13 protein-coding genes and 1 other annotated feature are annotated in these 18,379 nt (G+C 29.3%); of the genes, 5 read left to right on the top strand and 8 right to left on the bottom strand.

Annotated features, from left to right (window positions below; all coding sequences use genetic code 11):
- Window positions 1-173 precede the first annotated feature (173 nt).
- The 3 genes from CLSA_RS07380 to CLSA_RS07370 all read left to right on the top strand — a co-directional run bounded on the left by CLSA_RS07380 (window position 174) and on the right by CLSA_RS07370 (window position 2,583).
- Window positions 174-1,121 carry a helix-turn-helix transcriptional regulator gene (locus tag CLSA_RS07380; protein WP_022744790.1) on the top strand — a complete coding sequence of 316 codons (948 nt, stop codon included), beginning with the start codon at window positions 174-176 and terminating at the stop codon, window positions 1,119-1,121.
- The gene (locus CLSA_RS07375; protein WP_022744789.1) at window positions 1,096-1,746 is read left to right on the top strand and encodes a type 1 glutamine amidotransferase family protein; all 651 of its coding nucleotides are present in this window, start codon (window positions 1,096-1,098) and stop codon (window positions 1,744-1,746) included. Before CLSA_RS07380 ends, CLSA_RS07375 begins: the two co-directional genes overlap by 26 nt.
- A 213-nt stretch (window positions 1,747-1,959) precedes the next feature.
- Window positions 1,960-2,583 carry a GyrI-like domain-containing protein gene (locus tag CLSA_RS07370; protein WP_022744788.1) on the top strand — a complete coding sequence of 208 codons (624 nt, stop codon included), beginning with the start codon at window positions 1,960-1,962 and terminating at the stop codon, window positions 2,581-2,583.
- Window positions 2,584-3,053: 470 nt separating this feature from the next.
- On the opposite strand, the gene CLSA_RS07365 is transcribed toward CLSA_RS07370, so the two are convergent.
- Complete coding sequence (locus CLSA_RS07365; RefSeq protein WP_041716503.1) at window positions 3,054-4,229, bottom strand: DegT/DnrJ/EryC1/StrS family aminotransferase; 1,176 nt, start codon at window positions 4,227-4,229, stop codon at window positions 3,054-3,056.
- A 502-nt stretch (window positions 4,230-4,731) separates the two neighbouring features.
- On the opposite strand from CLSA_RS07365, the gene CLSA_RS07360 reads away from it, so the two are divergent.
- Window positions 4,732-5,916 carry an AI-2E family transporter gene (locus CLSA_RS07360; RefSeq protein ID WP_022744786.1) on the top strand — a complete coding sequence of 395 codons (1,185 nt, stop codon included), beginning with the start codon at window positions 4,732-4,734 and terminating at the stop codon, window positions 5,914-5,916.
- 158 nt (window positions 5,917-6,074) lie between these two features.
- On the opposite strand, the gene CLSA_RS07355 is transcribed toward CLSA_RS07360, so the two are convergent.
- Both CLSA_RS07355 and tyrS read right to left on the bottom strand, forming a co-directional pair.
- Complete coding sequence (locus CLSA_RS07355) at window positions 6,075-7,490, bottom strand: glycoside hydrolase family 1 protein (RefSeq protein ID WP_022744785.1); 1,416 nt, start codon at window positions 7,488-7,490, stop codon at window positions 6,075-6,077.
- A 201-nt stretch (window positions 7,491-7,691) separates the two neighbouring features.
- A complete protein-coding gene (gene tyrS / locus CLSA_RS07350) occupies window positions 7,692-8,903 on the bottom strand; it encodes a tyrosine--tRNA ligase (protein ID WP_022744784.1) in 1,212 nt (403 codons plus the stop codon).
- Window positions 8,904-9,023: 120 nt separating this feature from the next.
- Window positions 9,024-9,328 (bottom strand) — a binding site (T-box leader).
- A 424-nt stretch (window positions 9,329-9,752) separates the two neighbouring features.
- Between tyrS and CLSA_RS07345 the strand changes: the two genes are divergently transcribed.
- Entirely contained in the window at window positions 9,753-11,408 is a 1,656-nt protein-coding gene (locus tag CLSA_RS07345; RefSeq protein WP_022744783.1) for a rhamnogalacturonan lyase B N-terminal domain-containing protein, read from the top strand.
- A gap of 279 nt (window positions 11,409-11,687) precedes the next feature.
- Here CLSA_RS07345 and CLSA_RS07340 read toward each other — a convergent pair whose 3' ends face one another.
- The 5 genes from CLSA_RS07340 to CLSA_RS07320 form a co-directional block, all read right to left on the bottom strand.
- Window positions 11,688-12,020 carry a winged helix-turn-helix transcriptional regulator gene (locus tag CLSA_RS07340; protein WP_022744782.1) on the bottom strand — a complete coding sequence of 111 codons (333 nt, stop codon included), beginning with the start codon at window positions 12,018-12,020 and terminating at the stop codon, window positions 11,688-11,690.
- Between the two features lie 390 nt (window positions 12,021-12,410).
- On the bottom strand, window positions 12,411-12,698 hold the full coding sequence (locus CLSA_RS07335) for a DUF503 domain-containing protein (RefSeq protein ID WP_022744781.1): 288 nt from the start codon (window positions 12,696-12,698) through the stop codon (window positions 12,411-12,413).
- Window positions 12,699-12,795: 97 nt separating this feature from the next.
- Window positions 12,796-15,276 carry a CoA-disulfide reductase gene (locus tag CLSA_RS07330; RefSeq protein WP_022744780.1) on the bottom strand — a complete coding sequence of 827 codons (2,481 nt, stop codon included), beginning with the start codon at window positions 15,274-15,276 and terminating at the stop codon, window positions 12,796-12,798.
- A gap of 559 nt (window positions 15,277-15,835) precedes the next feature.
- Window positions 15,836-16,387 carry an ATP-binding protein gene (locus CLSA_RS07325; protein ID WP_022744779.1) on the bottom strand — a complete coding sequence of 184 codons (552 nt, stop codon included), beginning with the start codon at window positions 16,385-16,387 and terminating at the stop codon, window positions 15,836-15,838.
- A 264-nt stretch (window positions 16,388-16,651) separates the two neighbouring features.
- Complete coding sequence (locus CLSA_RS07320) at window positions 16,652-17,941, bottom strand: glycoside hydrolase family 16 protein (protein ID WP_022744778.1); 1,290 nt, start codon at window positions 17,939-17,941, stop codon at window positions 16,652-16,654.
- Window positions 17,942-18,379 lie beyond the last annotated feature (438 nt).

Raw genomic sequence — 18,379 nt, 5'->3', positions numbered from 1 at the left:
TACTTATTCCTACTGTAGAATATATTTTGATATAATATATCGCACATGATTTATTTGTAAATTATGCTACAAAATAAGTATAATTTAAAATATAATTTAATTGATAATGGTTAATTATGATGAGGAAATAACTACGCTATATTGTTACTTAGAAATGGAGAAAGAATGTTATAATGAAAATTGATAGATTACTAGGAATTTTAAATGTCCTTGCAAATGTAGATAGAATTACAATACAAGAATTAGCAGAAAGATTTGAAGTTTCTAAACGTACAATTTTTCGAGATTTGGAGACTCTAAACGAGTCTGGAGTTCCTATTGTTACATATTCAGGCATTGGTGGCGGAGTATCAATTATTGAGGGATATAAAATAAAAAATAATATTCTTTCTAAGAAAGATAAAAAAAATATTTTTACTGCTCTTAATGGCCTCATGAGTATTGATGAAAGCAGTGATTTAACAAATCTAATAGCGAAATTAATTCCTGAAGAAATAAGTATGGTATTTTCAGAAAGCGATTATGTAATTGATTTATCATCATGGTTTCAAGACAGTATTACACAAGAAAAGGTATCAATTTTACATGAGGCGATTAAAAATAGAAATTGCATTTATCTAGAATATATCTCCCAAAGTTCACATTCATCAAGAATCATTCACCCCCATAAACTTGTTTTTAAACAATCATACTGGTATTTATATGCTTTTTGTGAGAACAAGCGGGAGTTCCGTTTGTTTAAAATCAATCGAATTGTTGATATTAAAGTTACGGATGTAAGTTTCAATTGTAAGTCGATTGAAAAAATAGATTTTAGAAAAAACTTTAGTACTGATTTATTTTATTCACAAGACAAATCATCATTGTTTGAAGTTATACTAGAATATGATGTTACTAATGAATTCTTCTTAACAGATACGATAGATGCTAAATTTTTTCATAGGATTAGCAGTGCAGAAGAAAAGGGGCAGATTATATTTCCTGTTTCTAACTTACAGTGGGCTGCCAATTTAGTTTTCAACCTACAAGATAAAGTTAAAGTTATAGCACCTATTGAATTAAAAGAAGCAATAAAAACCAGAATAAAAAAAATAAATGAACTTTATAAAGATGACATATAGGTGTCATCTTTTTCGTTGTACAATACTTAAGGAAGGAAGTGTTACAATGAAAAAAGAAATACTTGTGTTTATTTTTGATGGATATGCAGATTGGGAAAGTGCTTATATTTGTTCAGAACTCAATGGTGCAGAAACGGATTATATTGTAAAAACTTTAAGTCTGGACAAAGAACCTAAAATTTCTATGGGAGGTTTTCGAATCATGCCTGATTATTCTGTAAGTGATTACCCAAATGATTTTGCTATGTTGTTACTAATTGGCGGCTATGCATGGATGGAACAGAAAAACAATGATATTCAACCTGTGGTAGAGTATGCAGTTAAGCATCATATTCCAGTAGCAGCAATCTGCAATGCTTCTAATTTTATGGCGGAAAACGGATATTTAGATAATATCGAGCATTCAGGCAACACATTGGATTATATGGAATCACAAGCCCCTCACTACAAGGGTAATAGCAATTTCATTGAAAAACAAGCGGTGGAATGTTCAGGTATTATAACTGCAAATGGTACGGCTTCATTGGAATTCGCTAAGGAAATTATGCTGTATTTGAATGTTAAGCCTGTAGAAAAAATTAATGAATGGTATAAATTTAACAAGTTAGGTTTGTATCAACAGTAGAGCAATTATGCAGTATTTAAATGATGTAGTGAGTAATATTATGTCGTATAAATTAAACCGAATAAAAATAAGAACGAATAATTACAAAAAAGGAATTAAAAGTATTAATCACATTTGGAAAGATATCGCAAGTGGAAAATTACCTATTCTTTATGCTAGTTGAAAGAAAGACTTTCATCACATTTTATCCCTAAAGAAAGGAATAGATATAATTTGAAATTCGAATGGAAAAAGCAAGAAAAAAATTTATACTTACCAAAAGAGAAACCAAATTTGATAACAGTACCACAACAAAATTTTTTTATGATAAGTGGAAAAGGAAATCCAAACGATGAAGAATTCTCAGAAAAAATAGGCATATTATATTCTTTAGCCTATGCTGTTAGAATGATGCCAAAACAAGGATACACACCAGATGGTTATTTTGAATATACTGTTTATCCACTTGAGGGTATATGGAATTTAACAGAAGAAGGTAAACAATCTAATACATTAAATAAAGAAGAATTACTATATACCATAATGATTAGACAACCTGATTTTGTGACGCAAGAAGTAGTTAATAACGCGTTTGAAAATGTTAGGAAGAAAAAGAACCATCCTTTATTAGATTATGTAAATTTTGAAACTATGGAAGAGGGTTTATCTGTTCAAATGATGCATATTGGCTCATATGATGATGAACCACAAAGTTTTGAACAAATGAAAAAATTTATAGAAGAAAATAATCTTAAAAGAACAACTCTAAAACATAGGGAAATTTATCTTTCAGATGCAAGAAAAACTGAAGAATCCAAATTGAAAACAGTTTTACGATATATGGTTTTCTACAGATAATGAGAATAAATTTAGTGATATAGAGTTCTAAATATTCTTAAATTGTATAGCGGCAATAAATCATTTCCAATTATATTTCAATACTATTTGAGAACATATCCATTTATTGAAGTTTAGTTACGGCACTACATTAAAATAAAAGCGTATGTAAAAAATATAACTATCCATTTAGTACTTTTACCTATAATATATTTATACTAACTAGACTTATACTTTGAAATATATTCTAAATTAGAAAGAAATGGTGCTCTTTTGTAAAGTGTTACATTGAGAAAAGGAATGTAGACTTTCTTCAACAGAAGTTGTTCCATTCTTACATATCCTTAACTTGCTTAAGGAATATGCGGGAATAAGCGCAATTTCTGTTGGTAAAAATTCACATTCCTTTTCTCTAGTAACCGAAACAACAGATCACCATTTCTCTCGGCGAATTACCATATAAATCTAAGTTATAAGTTGTTTATCTATAATTATAGTAATTCTTTAATTACTTTTACAGTTTCTTCTGCTATATATGCAGCATCTTCAAGCGATAATTTAGTATACACTGGAAGTGTAATCTCATTTTCGTATTGTGCATAAGTATTAGGATAATCTTTAATATCATATCCTAAGTTCTTATAAAGTGTTAGCATTGGAAGTGGCTTATAATGAACATTAGTTGCTATTCCTTTTTCAGCTAACATTTGAATTGCTTTATTTCTCTTTTCTTCATTAAATCCTTTTATTCTATAAAGGTATAAATGGTATGATGTTTCTGTTCCATTATCATCTTTAGTGAATGGAATTATTGAGAAATCTTCCTTTGATAATATATCAGTATATGTCTTAAAAATTTGTCTTCTCTTTTCTAACATATCATCATATCTCTTAAGTTGAACTACTCCTATTGCAGCTGCTATATCTGTTAAGTTGCACTTCATTCCATCATTTATAATATCATATTCCCATGCACCAGCCTTAAGTTTACTTAAAGCATCTTTTGATTGTCCATGCATAGCTGTAAATCTCATATATTTAAGTAAGTCTTCATGTCCTCTAAAATTGTTATCATTAAAAGTGACAGCTCCACCTTCTCCTGTAGTTAAATTCTTAACTGCATGAAATGAGAATGAATGAAAATCACATTGTGAACCAACTGGATTTCCTTTATATTTAGCACCAAAAGAATGAGCTGAATCACAAACTATCATTATGTCTTCTCTATTTATATCTTTTAATACTTTTTTTAATGCATCATAATCAAATGGTACACCAGCAATATCTACTGGGATTATAACCTTTGTTTTGTCTGTAACTTTTTCAGCTACTTTATCTATGTCCATCATAAATGTATCTTTCTTAACATCTACATATACAGGTTTAGCTCCTCTATGTATAGCTGCACTTGAAGTTGCAGTATAAGTATAAGGAGTAGTTATAACTTCATCTCCTTCTTTTAAATCAAATACTTTAAGTACTAATTCTTCAGCTGCAGTTGCACTATTTAATGCTAATGCCTTATTAACCTTACAATAATTTTGTATTCCTTCTTCAAATTCAGTAAGCTTAGGACCTGATGTAATCCATCCTGATCTTAAAACTTCACATACTGCTTGTATTTCCTCTTCACTTATATCTGGTGGTGAAAATGGTATTTTTTTCATATTAGTCATATTATCTATTCCTTTCTTAATTAAGAGATTAAGCACATGAAAGAAAATAACAATAAAATGTGCTTTAATGTAAAATACTTATATTATTTTCCTTGACCTTGATTATATTTTACTCTCTCCCCTTAGGGTGGAGTCAATATTAATTTGTAATAATTTTTCTTCACAATCTATATTATTATTAAATTCTACCATCTGCAAGTTTAATATGTTAATTTTCAAATAAAAGTATCTTAATTTATATTCTTGGTTATATCATATTAAACTTTCATTAATATTGCTTACTAACTATTGACTTTATACTTATACTATATTTTACTTATAATATAAGGCACGTTCAAAAAATAAAAAGCTAGTATGTTTACTAATATCGAGCTACGAGGCAAACATACCTCCTTGTCTGATGCAAAATATATATCACATCTTAGACTTATTATTTTCTTTCACGTACCTACCGCATACTCAAAAAGTACATATATCGAAAGGTGATTAACAAATGAAAATTGAATTTGATAAAAAACTAATTAAATATGCAATATATATTAGTATTACAGCTATTATAATATATATTGCATTTTTAATCATTGTAAATATCGGTACTCTGTTTGGTTCAATTATTTCTATTATAGGTAACTTAATCAGTTTAATTAACCCATTATTAATAGGCATTGTAATTGCTTATTTATTGCATCCAGTTACTAAACTTATTGAAAGATTCTTTGAAACAAATAGAATATATAAGATTAAGAAAGCTTCAAACAGACGTGTTTTAGCTATTTTCTTATCCTATTTAGCAGTAGTTATGCTACTTATAGGATTAATTGGTGGAATTTATTATATGATTGGTGGACAATTATCAAATAATACTACAATAATAAATATATTTGATTATATTTCAGTTTACTTAAGAAATAATTCCCTTACAACAGCATCCATAAAAGAAACTCTTGAAAATACAAATTTGCCTTTTATGAATAGTATACAACCACATATAATTAATACAGTTACTTCAATTCAAAATTATCTTGAAAGTAACCTTGGAAATTTAACTTCTTATATTATGTCAATTGGAAGTAGCATAGCATCTTTCTTTATTGCAATTGTAATTAGTATATATCTTCTAAAAGATTCAGAATATTTTATAAATCTATGGAAAAAACTTTATTTCATAGTTTTTAAAAAAAGTGTCCTTGGAGAAAAAATCACCTATACCTTTGCAATTATTCATGAAGTCTTTGGCAGATATCTTCGTGGACAATTATTAGAAGCATTTTTTGTTGGAGTATTGTCAGCTATTTCTCTTGAAATTGTTGGTATAAAATATTCCTTTGTTATTGGTATTATATCAGGAATATGTAATATGATTCCTTATGTTGGACCAATTGTTGGTACCATATTAGCTGCTATAATGGGATTGCTTAGTGGTAATCCTCTAAATATTCTTTATGCAATTATTGCTATGTTAGTTGTACAACAAATAGACAACCATATTTTAGCTCCTAAGATTGTTGGAGATAGCGTAGGTCTTCATGCTGTATTTACAATGATGGCAATCTTAATCGGAGGTAGTGTTGGTGGATTACTTGGAATGCTTTTAGCAGTTCCAATTACCGCTTCAGTTAGAGTTATATTTAATGATTGGTATGATGGTTACATAAAAAAGCAAAATCAACCAAAATAATAAATTTAAAAATAACTCTTGCAAAGAAATATTTTTAAAACTTTCAAAAATCAAGACCATACATATAAAAGGATTTAAATTCCTATTTATGCATGGTCTTTTGTTTTTATATAAATCTACTATTTATATTTTAAATCAATGTTAATATTATATTCTACTTATTTTTTTAAGCTTGCTCCATTTGTAGCAATAACTTCTTTGTACCAATTAAAACTCTTTTTCTTATATCTTTCTAAAGTTCCACTTCCATCATCATGTCTATCTACATATATAAAACCATATCTCTTTTTAAGTTCAGCAGTTGATGCACTAACTAAGTCTATGCATCCCCATGTAGTATATCCCATAAGTTCAACGCCATCTTCTATAGCTTCTGCTACTTGAACTAAATGATCATTTAAATAGTTAATTCTATAATCATCATTTACAGTTTTATTCCCATGTTCATCAGTTATTAATTCATCAACAGCTCCTAAACCATTTTCAACAATAAATAATGGTTTTTGATATCTATCATAGAATTGATTTAATATATATCTTAGACCTTCCGGATCTATTTGCCATCCCCAGTCTGAAGCTTTTAAATATGGATTTGCAACTCCACCAATAAGATTTCCTTTTCCCTTTAAATCTTTTTCTGGATCTGCAGTTGCACATGAACTCATATAATAGCTAAATGACACAAAATCTACTGTATTTTTTAATATTTCTTTATCATCAGGCTCCATTTTTATTTCTATATTATTTTCCTTAAAGAATCTATTCATATATCTTGGATATTCTCCTCTTGCGTGAACATCACCAAAGAAAAGATTTTGTCTGTCTGATTCCATAGCTTTAAGTACATCGCTTGGTTTTGGTGTTAAAGGATAGTTTGGCACTCCAAGAATCATACATCCAATTTTAAATTTTGGATTTATCTCATGACCAATTTTTACAGCTAATGCACTTGCAACTAATTCATGATGCATAGCTTGATATAAATCCTGCTTACTTAATTTTTCCTTTGGAGTCCATATACCTGCACTCATATAAGGAAAATGAGTTGCTGAGTTTATTTCATTAAAAGTTAACCAATATTTTACTTTATCTTTATATCTAGTAAATATTGTTCTTACATAGTTTTCAAAAAATCCTATAACCTTTCTATTAACCCATCCATCATAATTCTTAGCTAGCGCAAGTGGAGTTTCATAGTGCGAAATTGTAACTAATGGTTCTATTGCATACTTAGCTAATTCATCAAACACATTATCATAAAATTGTAACCCCTTCTCATTTGGCTCTTTGTCATCACCATTTGGGAATATTCTTGACCAAGCAATTGATAATCTAAAAACTTTAAATCCCATTTCTGCAAAAAGTTTAATATCTTCTTTATATCTATGATAAAAATCAATACCTATAAGCTTCATATTATCTTCTGTTGGCTCATCAGTTAAAGGCCCCATAACTCCTTTTGGAGCTATATCTTGAGTTGATAATCCTTTACCATCTTCATTATATGCACCTTCAAATTGGTTAGCAGCTGTAGCTCCTCCCCATAAAAATCCTTCTGGAAATCTAATTGACATAATCATTCCTCCTAAACTATATAAATTAATACAAAAAAGGCCTTACCACAAATAATATTTTAAGATATTATTTATAACGCGGTAAAGCCTGCATAACCAGTAACATTCCTTTTTTCTATATGAAAATGATATCATATAATTTTTAGTATGTCAAACCTCTTAAATTTATGTCTAAAATAAGTAACTTTAATAATTACTACATTATTTCATTATTTTTACAAACTTCTTTTTTCCAATTTTAATAATATCACCATTGAAAATACACGCATTATCCAAATCATCTATTCTTTTTTGATTTATTTGAACTCCACCTTGATCTACAAGTCTTCTAAATTCTTTATTAGAATTAACATAATTATCCTTTACAAGTAACGATATTATTTCTTTTAACATATTGCATTCTACTGGAATGGCCAGTTCTGGCACTATCTCTGGTAACTTTCCTTTTTTAAACACATCATCAAAGTAGTCAATAGCAATTTTAGTTTCTTCCTCTGTATGGTATAAACTTGTGATAATCTTTGCAAGCTCCAATTTAATATCCCTTGGATTTTTACCTTCTTCTAATTGCTTTTTTATTGTTTCAATTTTATCTGGATGCTCATCTGTCACTAATTCAAAATATTTTATTATAAGATTATCTGGAATTTCCATCACCTTTTTAAACATTATCGTTACATCCTCATCTATTCCAATATAGTTTCCAAGACTTTTACTCATCTTTTCTACTCCATCTAATCCTTCTAGAATTGGCATTAGTATTGCTATTTGTTGTTCCATTTCCATATGCTTTTGAAGTGTTCTCCCCATAAGAATATTAAACGTTTGATCTGTCCCTCCTAATTCCACATCAGATTTTAATGCAACCGAATCGTATCCTTGCATTAATGGGTAGAAAAATTCATGAATTCCTATAGGAGTATTGTTATTGTAACGATTTTTAAAATCCTCCCTCTCTAACATTCTAGCAACTGTGGTATTAGTCGCTAATTTTAATACTTCTTCAAAATTAAGTTTTGACAACCATTCACTATTAAATCTAATTTCAGTTTTTTCCTTATCCAATATCTTTAAAATTTGTTTCTTATACGTTATTGCATTTTCTAAAACCTGTTCTTTACTTAGTGGTTTTCTAGTTTTAGATTTTCCTGTGGGATCACCAATTTTTCCTGTAAAATCTCCTATTACTATCACAGCCTGATGTCCTAAATCTTGCATTTGTTTAATTTTTCTTAAAACCACTGCGTGCCCTAAATGAATATCTGGTGCACTTGGATCTAGTCCTAATTTAATTATTAATGACTTATTCTGTTCTTGACATTTAATTAATTTTTCTTTTAACTCACTAAGACTAATAATCTCAGCTGCTCCTTTTCCTATAATTTTAATTTGTTCATCAATTGTTCTTTTCATTTTTTATAACTCCTTACATCTAATTTTTTCTAATATAAGCAAGTTCTATAAGACTCAATTTGCAATAAAAAGCTGATGTTAGTTTTAATATACAAAAAAACTCTCGTCCTTCACAACATTGTAAAGGACGAGAGTATATCTCCCGTGTTACCACCTTAATTTTATTAACTGCTCACACAATTAACCTCTTCAAGTACGTCATAAAATTATAGCCTAATCTATTAATTTGTAATTAACTATAAAAATTTGGTTATACTTTAGCACTATAACGGGTGCAGGGATCCGTCATCACCTACTTGGAATTGTCTTCCTTTCAGCTTGAAGCTCTAAGATGTATTCAAAATTAGTTTCTATGCACCTCTCATCATCCGGTAACTTTCTGTTTAGCTCATCTAATTTTTACTTATTCTTTTCATTGCCTTTATTGAAAATCTCATACTCCAAAATATAATAAATTATTCTAATAATAATATCTTTTAAATATTAAAGTTTAATAAATTATAAATCTTCATTATGCGAAATATATTAAATTAGTATAAGTTTAGTACAGTAGCTTACCTTTGTCAAGGAATTCATAATTGACAAATTCAAAAATTCTCTGTCGTAAAATGAAAAAAAATATCTTTTTCAATGTATTATTGTAATAATATACTAAATATGGTATTATTGCAATAATACTTGATGGAAATAATATACTATTAATCCAATAATTAAAACAGACGATGATAACTCTTGATTTAATCTAATTTTAGAGTTATCAATTTAATTATGCCAACTAATAAATGTTAAACTTTAGAAAATTTAAGCCTTATAAGCCAAAAAACAAGATTTATGACTGGAGGAAATAAAATGAAAATTAAAATACACAACACTTCGCTAAAAACGGCAATTAGTGTTATGCTAGCGATAGCTATTATTATTGTTACCACTTTTACTGAAGGAATTAATGCTTATGCTGCTTCACTTAACGTAAAAGATAATGGCTCCACAATTGTTGTAGATACTGGATCAGGTCTAGTTTACACAATTAACAAAGCTAATGGTGATATGACATCATGTAAACTTAATGGTACTGAACTTAATGCTAAGAATAAAGCATCACAAATTTCATCAGGTTTAGGATCAGCTCATGTCACTTGGTCAACATTTTCGTCTGGTTCACAAGTTTTAATAACTTGTTCAACCAATACACTTACACAATATTATGCCTCAAAATATGGTGATAACACAATTTATATGTCAACATATATAACTGCTGAACCTTCAGTAAATGAATTACGTTATGTTTTTAGGGGAGATATGAATGTTTTAAAAAATGTTCCTACATACTCAGACATTAGAGGCAATAATGGAGCTATTGAAAGTACTGATGTATATGGTTTTTCTGATGGACATACTGCTTCTAAGTACTATGGAAATGATCAAGCTAAAGATCTAACTATTAAAGGTGCAACTGGTAATAATGTAGGTGTTTTTATGGCTTATGGTAATCGTGAAACCAGTTCTGGTGGATCATTCCAACGTGATATTCAATTTCAAACTGCCTATCCAGATAATATGAATACAGAAATCACTAACTATATGAATTCTACACATGCAAAAACAGAAAACTTCCGCAGCGGATTATTCGGACCATATGCTTTATGTTTTACTAACGGATCAACACCAAGCTTACCTGATTATAAATGGATGGCTACCTTAGGATTAAAAGGTTATGTTGCAGATTCTAATCGTGGTAAAGTAACTTTAAATGGATTGTCTGGAATGGATACACGCTATACATATACTATTGGATTTGCTAATTCAACTGCACAGTACTGGGCTAAAGCTTCTTCAACTGGCGCAGCAACATGTTCAGGTATGAAAGCTGGTAAATATACTATGACTGTATATAAAGGAGAATTAGGTGTTTATACAGAAAGCGTAACAGTAACTGCTAGAGGTACAACAACTATCCCTACACGTACAATTACCGCTGATCCAAGCAAAACACCAACTATATGGCGTATCGGTAACTGGGATGGTACACCTTTAGAGTTTTTAAATGGATCAAATATTCAATACCGTCATCCATCTGATAAACGTAATGCTAGTTGGGGACCAACAACTTTTTCAGTAGGAAGTGCAGATAACAAATTTCCAGCAGCACAATTCCGTGGAGCTAACAGTCCTACAACAGTAACTTTTAACCTTACTCATGGCCAAGCAGCTGCAGGTCACACCCTTAAAATTGGTATTACTACTGCTTACAATAATGGAAGACCTAGTGTTACTATTAATGGACATGCTTTGCCTAATCTAAGTGCTCCAATAGAACCCGGTCAACGCACACTAACTGTTGGCACTTACAGGGGAAACAATGCAACACTTGCTTGGAACATTCCATCATCTTACTTTGTAGCTGGATCAAACACAATAACTATTAAACCTGTTAGTGGTTCAAGTGATATTAGTGCTTACCTTAGCGCTTCTTATGCTTACGATTGCTTAGAACTTGACAATTAGTAATATAATGTAGAATTTAATCATAATTCAACAATAAGAACCACCCGTAAAAAAACGGGTGGTTTATTGTTATTACTGTCTGTGTTACTCTCACACTAAGCCAAAATATAATCCTCCATTAACCAACATCTTCTAAATTTAAATTCCTTAAAAAGTCATTTTCTCATTGATGTTTCCTACAAATATTTATATATTTTGATAGGAAAATATTAACATATTTTTTATAAAAATATTTTCGCAAAGTTTTAAGGATATTATCCATAAATAGATATATGTAAATTAATCATTGCTGTGAGCATGACCCCATTCACAAATATCCTGCATAATTTTTGAAAGCGATAATCCTCGTTCTGATAATGAATATTCTACTTTAGGTGGTACTTGAGGATATTCTTTTCTAATTATTAGTTTATTACCTTCTAACTCCTTTAATTTTTGACTAAGCATTTTGTGAGTAATTCCTGTTAAAGTTCTTTTTAACTCACTATATCTCATTACAGAATTACGCTTAAGTTGATGTAGAATTATTAAATTCCATTTACCTCCTATCATTGATATTGTATATCCAAATGGAGTTTCTAGCGGATTGTCAATTTTACACATGCATTTCATTTCTAACTCTCCTTTTAGGTAGTATCATACTTTTAAGTGCGTTCTACCATTTATACTTACATTGTTGTATATTAATAATATCAATTTATTAATCCATATACAATAAAGCGCTATCAAAAAAATAACAAGTCAGTATGATAGTCTATTTTGTGCATACTGCGTCAGTAATATTAGCTAATAATCCACTATAAGCTAACATCTCTTCCTTGTCTGACACAAAATGTACTTGGTATCTTTGGCCTGTTATTTTCTTTCTAGTGCCTAAAACGAGATGTAAAGTTAATTTTTACTAATTTAAAAATAATATTAATTGAGAATCTAGAAATATTAAATAGAGGAAAAAACTATATTTGTATAATTTCTTCCTCTATATTTTAATTTATTATTTAATTATAATACATCTTCTTCCGCCTGAATATCTATTATCTCCGCATCTGTATTACATTCTATAAATGTTATTATATTCTCAATTGTTGAGTCCATTTGAGATGAACTTCCACATATTCCTGTGATTCCTATAACTATTGTTTGATGCATATCCTGACATTCTACTTCACATACTGATATATTAAATTTATTTCTAAGCCTCTGTACTATGCTTTTTACAATCATTCTTTTTTCTTTTAATGAATGTACCCATGAAGCTCTTAATTTAACTTTCATAAGTAATATTTTCATAACTATCCTCCGCTTCTATTTATCAAATTATATAATAAAAGAAAATAATAAGTCAAAGATATGATTTATAATTCACCTCATACTGACTTAGGCACAATCAAATAAATAAGTTTAACCCTGAATCTTCAGTAGCTCCTAAATATGAAGCAACTCCCCCAATTTCAACTCCATCAATAAATTCTTCCTTCTTTATTCCCATTAAGTCCATACTCATAGAACATGCAACGACCTTAACTCCCATCTTAATTGCATTTGTTATTAATGTTTCTAAATCATCAACATTATGCTTTTTCATTATTTGTTTTATCATTGTTGGTCCCATTCCCATCATATTCATTTGAGATAGTGGTAATTTCCCTGCATGTCCTGGTAACATAATATCAAACATTTTTTCCATAGAATCCTTATTAACTTTAGGTTTATTCTTTTGCTTTAATATATTAAGGCCCCAAAATGTGAAGAACATAGTAACTTCTTTTCCCATGGATGCAGCTCCTGTTGCTATTATAAATGATGCTATTGCTTTATCAAAGTCTCCACTAAATACTACTAAAGTCGCACCATTCTTTTCTGCTGTTAAAGCTGTAGAACTTTCTTGTTTTTTATTAGTACCTTTTTGTATATAAGCTACGAAAGCTTTTTCATCTTTATTAAATTCTGATTTCAATAAGGTATTGTTCGTTTTTTCACACCATGACTTTATATCTTTACTAAAACCTGGATCACTCGCTTTCACTTCTAAAATTTCTTCATCTTCCATTTTACTTATTTCTTCAAATACCTTTCTTATTGGTCCTGGACATTGAAGTCCACATGCATTTAAAGTTACCTTAGCGTTTATTTCTGTTATATCTAAGTCTTCTAAACTCATTACTGCTACCTCTTCTTTTATATCTTTATTTCTTTCATGTTGATCTCTGATGCTTTTTTCTGCATTCTTTACATAAAAATATGTCTTTATTCCGCCGTCAATGTTAGTACATTTAATTCCATGCTGTTCTAATAACCTACAGCCAACATATCCTCTTAACCCTACTTGACATGTAACATAGATATCTTTATCTTTTGGTATTTCATTCAACCTATTTCTTAATTCTCCAAGTGGAATATGCATATAATTATCAAATGTTCCTGTTGCTAACTCAAATTCTTCTCTAACATCTAATATTATTGAATTTTTCTTATCTAATTTATCTATTTGATCCCATTCAATTATATCTACTATACCATCTATAATATTCGAAGCATAATATCCTAGCATATTAACTGGATCTTTTGCTGAATTATATGGTGGTGCATAACAAACCTCAACATCTTGTAAATCAAAAACATTAAGATTTCCTTTAATGGCTGTTGCAATTATATCTATGCGCTTTTCAACACCATCCATCCCAACACCTTGAGCTCCAAATATTGTTCCATTTTTGGGATCAAATAACATTTTAAATGCTATAGGAAAAGCCCCTGGATAATATCCAGCATGAGACCCTGGATGTATATGAATAGCCTTATATTCTATCCCCAATCTTTTTAATGTTTTCTCATTATTCCCAGTAGTAGCTACTGTATAATCAAATACCTTTGCTACTGATGAGCCAAGTGATCCTTTATATTCTACATTTTTTCCACATATATTATCTGCTACTATTCTACCTTGACGATTTGCAGGCCAAGCTAATGGAATCATTGTAGGTTTTTTATTTACAAAATCCATTATTTCAACAGCATCACCTAACGCATAAATATTAGGATCAGAAGTTTTCATATTCTTATCAACTACAATAGCACATTTTTCATTTATCTTAATATTAGCATCCTTAGCTATCGCTGTTTCTGGCTTAACTCCAATTGATAATATTATCATATCCGCATCAATTTCTTTTCCACTACTTAATATTATTTTTTTGCCTTTATTATCAAAAGATTTTACTCCATCATTCAATATTAGTTGTATATTTTTATCTATTAAATGTTCATGAATTATGCTTACCATTTCTATATCAAGAGCTGCCATAACTTGGTTGCTTGCTTCTACTAACGTAATATTTATTCCTCTTTCATGAAGATTTTCAGCCATTTCAAGACCTATAAATCCTCCACCTACTATGACTGCATTTTTAATTTTTTTATTATCTACATATGACTTGATTTTATCAGTATCAGGTATATTCCTAAGAGTAAACAGATTATCGCATTCTTCAATCCCTGGTATTGGTGGTTTTAATGGATTAGCTCCTGGTGATAAAACTAATACATCATAACCTTCTTCATAAATCTCTCCATTTTTCTTATTTCCAATTTTTATCTTTTTATTATCTTTATCTATCCTTATAACTTCGCTTAAGTTTCGTATGTCCAAATTAAACTTAGCGCTCATTTCTTCTACTGTTTGAACAATCAATTTTTCTCTTTCGTTAATAGTTCCTCCTATATAGTATGGAAGACCACAGTTAGCAAAAGATATATATTCACCTTTTTCTATCATGATTATTTCTGCATTTTCATCTAATCTTCTAAGCCTTGCTGCAGTTGATGCTCCCCCTGCAACTCCACCTACAATAATAACTTTTTTAGCCATATTATCTCTCCTCATAATTATTAAAATTTATAAATAATAATTTATTTGATTGTGACTTATTAATATATTTTGTTTAAAAAACAAACTTTATTCAATCATTCCCATTTAGAAATCATAGGATTTTTATTTTTTAGATTCTTGATTTCTTTTCTTAAGTTTATATCATAAACTTATACTTATCTGTGATTTTGTCACACAGAATTTTTCAATCTATTCGAATATGTATAAATAGTCAAAATAATAGACACTCTTTTGCGTAGTACTGCTAGACAATTCAGCAGCTCACTACAAAAGAGTGTCTTCTATTTCTAATTTCGGATAAATATTAAAAGCAAAGTGTGATTTATAAATTATTAAAGAACTAATCAATTAACATATTATTTTATAACAACTTGCTAGCTGTAAAACTTTTATGCTCATGAGCAGATCTCCCTAATAGACTTGCTATAAGACCGATCTTATTCCTTGCCTAACGAAAAATAATCTTTACATTTTGAGATTGTTATTTTATTTCGTGTGCCTAAGTCTAAATTCTAAGTTGTTTATCTATACATAATTCTTATTTCATTCTTGATATTACTAATCCAGCTTTATATCCAATAAATTCACTATAATTAAATTTAATTATTTTGTCTCCATTAATCAATACTTCATCACTTGCTAATGTAGAAGTATCAACCCCTATATGCTTCGAAAAACTCCTTGTAGTTCCTAATGCTATAACATTTGTAAATTGAGTAACACTAATATCATTAGCATTCTTCGATGCTATTATAGCTCTATATTTATTTGTAGCAAGAAATTTTTTTATATAACTTTTAACACTAGAAGACAACATTCCATAAGCATCTATAATTAGAGTATCACCATTATTCATATCTGATACAAACTGTTTCACCTTTACTACATTGCTAGATACAAACAATGATTTAACATTATCATATTTGTCAAATACCTTAGATAATTCATATTCAGCATCTATAAAATAAATATTCTCGCCTTTATCTATACAGTTCTCCATCAAAGTAGCTAAAATTGATGTCTTTCCTTTATTAACTCCGCCAGTTATGAATACGTTACCATAGTTGAATTGATCAAATACTCTTTCCATATTATCCCCCACTAACTTTTCTCAATATTTTATTATATTTTTGTAATTTAAGCACCAAATAAAGATTATATAATCTTTTTCCTTATTAAAATTATATACTCTCTATTTTTATTATATGCAGATACACATATAAAATTATTCATTCAAATACATTTAAGTTAATGTAATAAAGTACATGATTTTTTACAGAATAAAGACTGCCGATTTCTCGACAGCCTTATGTTATAAAAACTAAATTAGTTTTTATAACATAATTTCTATATATTATGGAGTTACCAATTTAGTTGAAAAATCATTTGTATTATAACACATTACAGCATCTGCTCCAGATACCTTATGTATTTTTACTCTTAATCTTTGGTTAGCAAGTGAAACCTGACCTAAATTATATGAATATACAGTTGGATGATTTCCACCACCAGTTTTTGATACATCTACAGTTTGAGAGCCAAGTAATGTTTCACCTGTTCCATCATTATTAACCTTATAAAGATCAACTGCTATATTAGAAGTTCCTGGATTATTTGTCCATAGGGTAAAATTCCACTTACCTGCATTATAAGTTCCATTAATTGTTGGAGTAGTCCATAAGTTGTAGCCTGCATTTACATTTTTTGTAGGTTGCCATCCACTAACACCAGCCTTGCCAATTTGCATATCCTGACTTGAAGCTCCTACTCCAGTTACAGATTGATTAAATAGATACCATGTATTACTTGGTAATTTTGAACTTGTAGGTTGTGTTTGCGACCCACCGTTTCCTTGATACACACGTACGTAGTCAACATACATTTTAGCTGGGAATGCAGTTGATCCATCAGGATTTTTAGGCCATTCTCCACCTACTGCTAAATTGAAAAGAATAAAGAATGGCTTATGGAATTCATCAGTACCATTAATATTGTTTGATATATTTGCTTCTAAATATTTAGTTCCATCTACAAACCATTTTATTGCATCTTTATCCCATTCAACTGAATAAACATGATATTGAGTAACATCAATATTAGGTGATGTAGTTCCATAAGATTGATGTCCATTATAATCCCAGTGAATAGTACCATGAGTGCTTGATTCATTATTTACATGTTCCATAATATCAATTTCACCACATGCTGGCCAATTTACTTGTGGAATATTTTTTCCTAACATCCAAAATGCAGGCCATATTCCCTGTCCAGCTGGAAGTTTCATTCTTGCTTCTACTTTTCCATATGTGAAATTTTGTAATTCTTGTGTTTTCATACGAGCTGAAGTATATCCCATTCCTCCATAAGATTCTTTTCTAGCTTCAATCACAAGATTTCCATTTTCTACTCTAGCATTTTCAGGACGATTAGTATAATATTCTAATTCATTATTTCCCCATCCACCGGAACCGGTTCCAATATCATAAGTCCAATTGTTAGTATTTATTGTACTGCCATTAAATTCATCTCCCCAAACAAGATTCCATGAATTATCTGCTGCTTTCGCTTCCTTGCCAGGAACAAAGCATCCAAGTGCAAGAGTAACAGCCATAGTTGACACAATTAATAATTTTCTTTTAAACATAAAATTTTCCCCCAAACTAATTTTTAATATTAACATATTAGGCATTATCAAAAAATAACAGTACAATTGTTTCCTTATTATTTTATTTCATATGCCTTAACAAATTATAATTAGTAAAAATTTATATAACCCACTAGCTCAATATATGTTTTCACCTCCATTCTTTTTTAATTAGTATTGCTAATTTTTACTAACTAAATTTGAATGTTCATTTAATAATTACTTGTAGTTATTTTATATAAATTTTACTTTACATGAAATAGATATTTCTCCAAACGCATATAATAAGGAATTAAACGTAAACATTTCTAATTACTTTCAAGTAATTAGAAATTATACAATTCTTTGCATTTTTTTCTTTGCACACTATGTGTTTCTACTACTTTCAAAAGTTATCCAGAGATTTAACTTCCTTATAATTGCCTCTAAAGAATAACA

This window comes from Clostridium saccharobutylicum DSM 13864, assembly GCF_000473995.1.
GTDB lineage: Bacteria > Bacillota > Clostridia > Clostridiales > Clostridiaceae > Clostridium > Clostridium saccharobutylicum.
Note: the sequence above shows the minus strand (reverse complement) of the source record. Positions and strands in the feature narration are given on the sequence as shown.

Excerpts from the sequence above, each read along its gene's own strand:
- CLSA_RS07365 (WP_041716503.1), bottom strand. The coding sequence starts at position 4,229 with ATGAAAAAAATACCATTTTCACCACCAGATATAAGTGAAGAGGAAATA.
- CLSA_RS07375 (WP_022744789.1), top strand. The coding sequence starts at position 1,096 with ATGAACTTTATAAAGATGACATATAGGTGTCATCTTTTTCGTTGTACA.
- CLSA_RS07355 (WP_022744785.1), bottom strand. The coding sequence starts at position 7,490 with ATGTCAATTAGATTTCCAGAAGGATTTTTATGGGGAGGAGCTACAGCT.
- CLSA_RS07320 (WP_022744778.1), bottom strand. The coding sequence starts at position 17,941 with ATGTTTAAAAGAAAATTATTAATTGTGTCAACTATGGCTGTTACTCTT.
- CLSA_RS07335 (WP_022744781.1), bottom strand. The coding sequence starts at position 12,698 with ATGAAAATATTACTTATGAAAGTTAAATTAAGAGCTTCATGGGTACAT.
- tyrS (WP_022744784.1), bottom strand. The coding sequence starts at position 8,903 with ATGAAAAGAACAATTGATGAACAAATTAAAATTATAGGAAAAGGAGCA.
- CLSA_RS07325 (WP_022744779.1), bottom strand. The coding sequence starts at position 16,387 with ATGGAAAGAGTATTTGATCAATTCAACTATGGTAACGTATTCATAACT.
- CLSA_RS07330 (WP_022744780.1), bottom strand. The coding sequence starts at position 15,276 with ATGGCTAAAAAAGTTATTATTGTAGGTGGAGTTGCAGGGGGAGCATCA.
- CLSA_RS07340 (WP_022744782.1), bottom strand. The coding sequence starts at position 12,020 with ATGAAATGCATGTGTAAAATTGACAATCCGCTAGAAACTCCATTTGGA.
- CLSA_RS07380 (WP_022744790.1), top strand. The coding sequence starts at position 174 with ATGAAAATTGATAGATTACTAGGAATTTTAAATGTCCTTGCAAATGTA.
- CLSA_RS07345 (WP_022744783.1), top strand. The coding sequence starts at position 9,753 with ATGAAAATTAAAATACACAACACTTCGCTAAAAACGGCAATTAGTGTT.
- CLSA_RS07360 (WP_022744786.1), top strand. The coding sequence starts at position 4,732 with ATGAAAATTGAATTTGATAAAAAACTAATTAAATATGCAATATATATT.